General features: G+C 61.7%; 5 protein-coding genes. 2 read left to right on the top strand and 3 right to left on the bottom strand.

All coding sequences use genetic code 11. The features are described 5' to 3' along the window. Nucleotides 1–179 precede the first annotated feature (179 nt). From mksF to mksB, 3 genes are read right to left on the bottom strand one after another with little or no spacing between them, the layout of a single operon-like run. Nucleotides 180–3,020 (bottom strand): Mks condensin complex protein MksF, encoded by a 2,841-nt coding sequence (gene mksF / locus QMX86_RS10975; protein WP_122747854.1) that lies wholly within the window; start codon nt 3,018–3,020, stop codon nt 180–182. Continuing rightward, the gene (mksE, locus tag QMX86_RS10970; RefSeq protein WP_016773189.1) at nt 3,017–3,718 is read right to left on the bottom strand and encodes an Mks condensin complex protein MksE; all 702 of its coding nucleotides are present in this window, start codon (nt 3,716–3,718) and stop codon (nt 3,017–3,019) included. The genes mksF and mksE overlap by 4 nt, the downstream gene beginning before the upstream one ends. Then, nucleotides 3,708–4,988: an Mks condensin complex protein MksB gene (mksB, locus tag QMX86_RS10965; protein WP_282384359.1), complete on the bottom strand. Its 1,281-nt coding sequence runs from the start codon at nt 4,986–4,988 to the stop codon at nt 3,708–3,710. The genes mksE and mksB overlap by 11 nt, the downstream gene beginning before the upstream one ends. A gap of 242 nt (nt 4,989–5,230) precedes the next feature. Between mksB and QMX86_RS10960 the strand changes: the two genes are divergently transcribed. Both QMX86_RS10960 and rimI read left to right on the top strand, forming a co-directional pair. Further along, nucleotides 5,231–5,977: an energy transducer TonB gene (locus tag QMX86_RS10960; protein ID WP_282384387.1), complete on the top strand. Its 747-nt coding sequence runs from the start codon at nt 5,231–5,233 to the stop codon at nt 5,975–5,977. After that, nucleotides 5,970–6,422: a ribosomal protein S18-alanine N-acetyltransferase gene (gene rimI, locus QMX86_RS10955; protein ID WP_076564123.1), complete on the top strand. Its 453-nt coding sequence runs from the start codon at nt 5,970–5,972 to the stop codon at nt 6,420–6,422. The genes QMX86_RS10960 and rimI overlap by 8 nt, the downstream gene beginning before the upstream one ends. Nucleotides 6,423–6,489 lie beyond the last annotated feature (67 nt).

The raw sequence follows: 6,489 nt of genomic DNA, 5'->3' as shown, positions 1-6,489 counted from the left end.
TATGGGGCGTCTATCAAGACGCCTGCGCGAGCAAGCTCGCTCCCACATTTTGTATGCGTTTCTATGTGGGAGCGAGCTTGCTCGCGAAGAGGCCCTCTGATTCAACCCAAATCCCAGGCGATAAAAAAGGGCCGCGATCCCAGCAGATCGCGGCCCTTTTTGCCTTCAGCTAAAGCCGATCAAACCGCATCCAGCTCCGGCTCATCCGCCTGCACATTCAGCGTGGCCTTGACCACATCATGGCGGCGGATGTACTTCCAGTCCGCTTCATCGATGTAGATCCCGGCCGGGCCGCTGCCGCCTTCCAGGTCAATCGCGACACTGGCGCAGACCTGCGGCTTCACACTTGCGAGAATCGGCACGAAGCCCAGTTGCAGACTGGTTTCCAGCAGCGCCGCCTGGTTCTTCTCGTCGATGTCCGCCGCCTCGTCGAGGTAGTACGGCAGACGCACGCGGCCGGCCAGATCGCGATCCATCAAGTGCAGCAACAAGTACATGTTGGTCAGCGCCTTGATGGTCATGGTCGTACCGTTGGAGGCCGCGCCGTCGATGTCGGTGTGGATCACCGGTTGGCCGTTGACCTTGGTGATCTCGAAAGCCAGTTCGAACAAGTCCTTGAGGCCGAGCTGGTTGTGGTTCGCTGCCACCAGCCGCGCGAGGTATTCCTTGGCCTCTTCGTTCTTGTTGTCCTGCTCGGCGCTCTGGCTGAGGTCAAACACCGACAGGGTTTCGCCTTCCTCATACTGGCCGGCGCTGTGGATGATCTGGTCGATGTGCTTGAGCGCTTCCTTGTTCGGCGCGAGGACGATGCGGAAGCTCTGCAGGTTGGAAACCTGACGCTTGTTGATCTCGCGGTTGAACAGCGCCAGTTGGTGCTCGAGGCTGTCGTAGTCGCTGCGGATGTTGCGCAGAGTGCGGGCGATGTCGGTGACCGCCGCGCGCCGCGCCTTGCCCAAGGTCAGCGCTTCATCGGTGCGGTGTGCGTAAGCGTTGATCAGCAGCGACAGACGCCGCTCCATGTCGTCTTCGCTGTCGAACTTGGCCACACCTTTCAAACGCACCTGCGCGTACAGCGCCTCGATCTGCCCATCGGCGCGCAGCAGACCCTGCCAGCTGTCCTGATAGTCGTTGAGCAGCGGCAGCAGGTTGTCCATCGAATCATCGACCGGATCCATGAACGGCGTTCCGAACGGCAGGTCCGCTGGCAGCAACTGACGACGGCGCAGCGCGTCGTCGAGGGTGCGCTGCTTGGCTTCCATATCGGCGATCTGCCGGCCGACCAGTTGCAGCTTGGCCGACAGTTGCTGGACGCGCTCGGTGAAGGCATCGCTGGAGCGCTTGAGTTCGTCCTGCGCGGCTTCCATCTGCGCCAGTTGCTCGAGCTTGTCGCTTTCTTCGGCGCTCAGGGTCTGGGTGCGACGGAAATCTTCCAGCGCCTTCTGCGCGTCCAGCACCTGCTGATAGAGCGCCTCGGTCTGGGTCTTGCTCGCGGCGCGGTCGGCGGCCACGGCTTGCTGGGTTTTCAGTTGCTTGAGCTCTTTTTCCAGACGCTCCTTCTGATCGCGCAACGCGGCGCGGTCAGCCAGAGCCTGCAAGGCAGGCGGCTCAATGTGCGAGATGTCGATCGACAGGCCCGGCACTTCGAAGCGCTCGCCCTTGAAGCCGTCAAGAATCAGCTCCACGGATTTGACCCACTTACCGTTCTCGTCGAGGGTGATGCCGTGTTCGCCCAGCGGCAGGCTGAACAGCGCGCTGTTGAACAGGCGCATCAGGCGTTCGACGTCCTGTTGCGAGAACTCTTCGCGCAGGCGGGCGTAGCTGTTGTTATCAGCGTGATCGAGTTGCTGCTTCACCGACTTCAGGCGTTTTTCCAGATCGCGCAGACGCTCTTCGAGATCTTCGGCACTGAACTGACGCGACTGCGCCAGGGCACCGGCCAGTTCATCGTGAGCATCCTTGGCGGCGAGCAATTGTTGCTCGAGCACTTTGACGTCATCGACCAGGGCGAAGCGGTTCTTCAGCACCGACAGCTCACCGAGCCAGCGCTGTATACCGGAAATTTCCCGCTCCAGACGCATCAGTTCCTGAGTGCCGCCGCGCTGATCATTTTGCAAATCGTCCTGCTCGCGACGGTAGTGCTCGGCCTGGATGGTCAGCTCTTCCTTGCGCGCCGTGGCGTAGTCCGACCAGGTGCCGAGCAAGGAATCGAGCAGCGGCGACAGGCGATGCAGTTTGCCGCGCAGCACGTCGCGCTGTTTCACGCCGTTGGCCAGCGCTTCAACCAACGGGCCGGCGGCGACCAGCGAGTTGTAGTCCTGCTCCATGCGCCGCACATCGCGGAAAGCTTCTTCGCACGCGGCGATGTAATCGACGCTGCCTGAACGCAGGCTGTGCTCGAAAGCATCGAGGAACAGTTGCTTGAGCTTGGCCGCGGTGATTTCGCGCATGTGCAGCAGGTTGATGAACAACGCGCGGAATGTCTTCAGGCTCTGCTCGCTGGTGGAGCGCAGCGGGATAAGGGTCAGGTCGAGCGGGATTGACGTGTGGCCGCCAACCAGCAAGCGGCGCAGCTCATCCGGCTTGAGTTCGTAAGCCTTCAGGCCTTCTTTTTCGAGATTGCTGAACAGTTCTTTCTGGCGCAGGCAGGTGTCGTTTTTCTGGTAGTGGGCCAGATCCAGCTTGCCGGCGTAGGCGAAGAACTGGTGACCGAAACCACCGCCCGGGCCGCGACCGACCACGCCGATCACGTGGGGGCCGTGGGGCAGGTTGACTTCGACGAGGATGTAACTGGTGTCGGAGGCGAAGTAGAAGCGCCGCGATTGTTCCAGGCTGTACTTGCCGAAACTCATGTCCGACATGCGCGCCAGAATCGGAAACTGCAAGGCGTTGATCGACGCTGATTTACCGAGGTTGTTCGCGCCGTAAACCGACAACGGTTCTTCCAGCGGGAACAGACCGAGGCTGTAACCGGCGGTGTTCAAAAGGGCAAAGCGGCGGATGCCGTAGCGTTCCTGGCTCATGCATCGGACTCCTGTTCTTCGGCAATGGCGCGGGCCAGTGCGTCTTCTTCGCTTTCTTCTTCAAATTCGGAAAGATCGAGCGGATCGTCGGTTTCGAGGAATTTCGCTTCGGCTTCTTCGTCGATCAGCACCGGCGCCGGCAGCGGCAGAACGCTGTGGACGCTGGCAGCGAGGTCGCGGTCCTGCTGTACCGACAGGCACACGTCGAGGAAACGGTGCATCGGCGGCAGGAAGCGGTAGACACCGTTTTCTTCGCCGGCAAAACCAAGCTGGGTCATGCGGCGCATGATTTTTTCTTCGAGTTCTTCGACGGTCTGCACTTCGGCCTGAATGAACAGGTCGCGATACTTGTCCAGCAGCGACGGCAATTCTTCCCGGCCGAGGCTGCCGCCGTCGAGCACGGCGATCGGGTCGCGGCCCTGATCGGCCAGGTGCTCGACGAGGATGAAGGTGAACAGCGCCAGACGCTGGGCGGTCTTGTTCACCGCTGCGGCGGCCATGTCCGGCACGAAGTAGTAGAAACCACGGGTGTCGCAGACCAGTTCAAAGCCCAACGCCTTGAACAGCGTGCGGTACTGGTCCTGGAAATTCGACAGTTGTGCGTACAGCTCGGGATCACGACGGCTGACGTGGTAACCCTTGAACAACTCGCGGAAGATCGGCGCCAGTTGCGACAGTTCGGAAAGATCAAGATGCATTTGGGATGCTCGCAGAATCCTCGGCGGCGGTGTCGCTGGCCGAGAGCAGGGCGAAGGAGCGCAGGCTGACCTGGTGCTCGTGAGTGTGGTATTCGCGGCGTTCCAGACGCTCGCGCTTGAAGCGTTTTTCCCGCGACAGGCGCGAGAACCAGTAAAGCAACTCGTCGGTGGCGCCGTCCGGTTCCTGCTCCAGCAGCCAGGTCATCAGATCCGGCATCGGCAGCGATTCTTCGCAACGATCGACCATCTCGCGCACGGTGCGCGGTGCACGTGGAGCGTCGCCCGCCTTCTGGGTTTTGTGCGCCTTGGGGAAGCGCGCCGGTTTCGGCTCGAAACGCGCCAGCGCATAAACGTAGGCTTCGACCTGACTGGCGCTGCCCAGGAAAGTGCTCTGTGGGCGGGTGAACAGCGGCATCGCCGCTTGCGGCACGGCGTCGATGCCTTTACGCCGGATCGCCGCCAGCGCCAGTGCGGCGCCACGGGTCACGGCGTTATGCCGACGCGCTTCTTCACGCAATGGCAGCAGCAGTTCGCGGGCATGGCGCAGGGTCAATTGCGCGCTGGTCTGCATTTCGAGGATGCGCGCGTGGGTGCGCAAGAGCATGTCGTCATCGACCAGATGGCCGAGGCGCTGCTGTTCGCTGAGCATCTTCAGTAGCACCGTTTCGACCTTGCGCACGCCTTGTTCGAAGGCGCCGTCGGCGTTGACCAGATCGATCATCGGCTCGACGTATTCGTCCCACGTCGCCAGTACTTCGGCGTAACGCTGACGCAGCGGAATCTGCCGGTCGCTGGTCTTCGCCCGTTCGGCGACTGCCACCAGGGCCTGTTCATCGTTGTCGAGTTTCTTCAGTACGTCGCGCACGCGCATGTCGAGCAAGCGCAGCTGGCGCGCCAGATCGTTGCCGTCACGAACGTCGAAAGCGTCCTGGATATAACCGGCCAGACGCTCCAGGTGACGCAAATAGGCTTCGATTTCCAGGCACAGACCGAGGCGGTGTTCGCGGCGCAGGTAGGCGAGGAAGTCGTGGATCTGCGCGTTGAGCTCGAAACGGTTCGGGCTTTTCGCCACCGGAACCAGAATATCGAGGCGAATCCACACGTCGAGCAGGCTGGTGATGTCCTGCGGCGTGCTGTCGAATTGTTGGGCGGCCAGTTGCGTGCGCAGTTCGTTGAGGCTCAGGGTGCCTTGGTCGAAGTGCTCGCACAGTGGCTCCAGAAGTGCCCAGTGTTCAGCGAGGGCGCGCAAGACGCGCTTGGGTTCGATCATCGGAATGGCCGGCTGGTTGGCGATTAAAAGCGGCGATTGTACTGCATCACAGGCGCGGCGATTCACTCTCGGGACGGGCTGTCGCATTCTTTGCCCAAAGGGCAGCGGCGCAGCGCAGCGTGGGGTATCGATCAACAGCAAGCGATCTTGCGCGAAGGGCGGTAGAATCAGCGCACTTTCCGTTATCCACAAGTGGCCGACCTTTGCTTATCGAGTCCCGCCGCCGCGCCTATTTGAACGCCATGCAGGTGGTCAACTGGCTGCCGCGCACCGAACTGCCTTTCGCCGCACCGTCGCGGCCCGAGCTGCTGGAGATGCCCGAGCCTGAGCTTGAGGTGCCAGTTGCTCCGGCGCCTCTGGCCGAAGCACCGGCGCAGCCTGCCGTGCGTCAGGCCGAGCGACCGAAAATCGAGGTGCCGCGTCCGTCGCTGGCCAGTACCCGCAACGGCGCCAAACCGGTGGAGGAAGTCGACGACACGCCGGTGGTGGTCAAGCCTGCACCAGTCCCGCCGCCGCGGTTCGCCCTGCAACTGCTGCGCGCCGGGCGCTGCCTGCTGCTGGTCGAGTTACCCACAGGCGAAGCGTTTCAAAGTCGCGATCCGGCCTACCTGCTGCTCAAGGACATGCTGCGCGCCGCCGGTTTGCCGGATGCGCCGCAGATCGTCGGCGAACCGGTGCGCTGGCCGTGGCTCAATCGCGGCACGCTGGATCAAGGCCCGGAAGCGGCGCGCGACTTCGTGCAAGGCTTCCTCTCGGTGCAGATGGAAGCAGCACCCTGCGCCTGTTTATGGCTGATCGGCCTGCCGGCGCTGAAGTTTGCCGGGGAAGCGGACGCCGAAGCGTTCAATAGTGAATTGCAGATCGAAGGTCTGGGCCTGGCCTGGGCAATTCCCGGGCTGGAACTGTTAATGGAAGAGCCACAGCGCAAGGCCGCTGTGTGGCAAGCCATGCGTCGGCTGATGGCGCGCTGGAAACAATCCGATGAGTGAGGCTGTAACCTTTCGCCCGATGACCGAGGCGGACCTGGACGCTGTGCTGAAGATCGAATACGCCGCGTACAGCCATCCGTGGACCCGAGGGATTTTTCTCGATGGCCTGGGCAAATACCAGATCTGGCTGATGTTCGAAGGGCAGCAGCAGGTGGGCCACGGTGTGGTGCAGATCATTCTTGATGAGGCGCACCTGCTTAATATCACCGTCAAGCCGGAAAATCAGGGGCGCGGGTTGGGCCTGACGTTGCTTGAGCATTTGATGTCGCGGGCGTATGCGGCCGAGGCTCGGGAATGCTTTCTCGAAGTGCGCGACAGCAACACGGCTGCGTTCAGGTTGTATGAGCGTTATGGCTTCAACGAGATTGGCCGGCGTCGTGATTATTATCCGGCGGTGGGTGGGCGTGAGGATGCGGTGGTGATGGCCTGTACCCTGGTTGACTGAAGCCATGTAGGAGCTGCCGAAGGCTGCGATCTTTTGATCCTGTTTTTGTAAGATCCAAAGCAAAATC

Source organism: Pseudomonas sp. PS01270, assembly GCF_029959775.1.
Classification (GTDB): domain Bacteria; phylum Pseudomonadota; class Gammaproteobacteria; order Pseudomonadales; family Pseudomonadaceae; genus Aquipseudomonas; species Aquipseudomonas atacamensis.
This window is presented reverse-complemented; position numbering and strand designations above follow the sequence as displayed.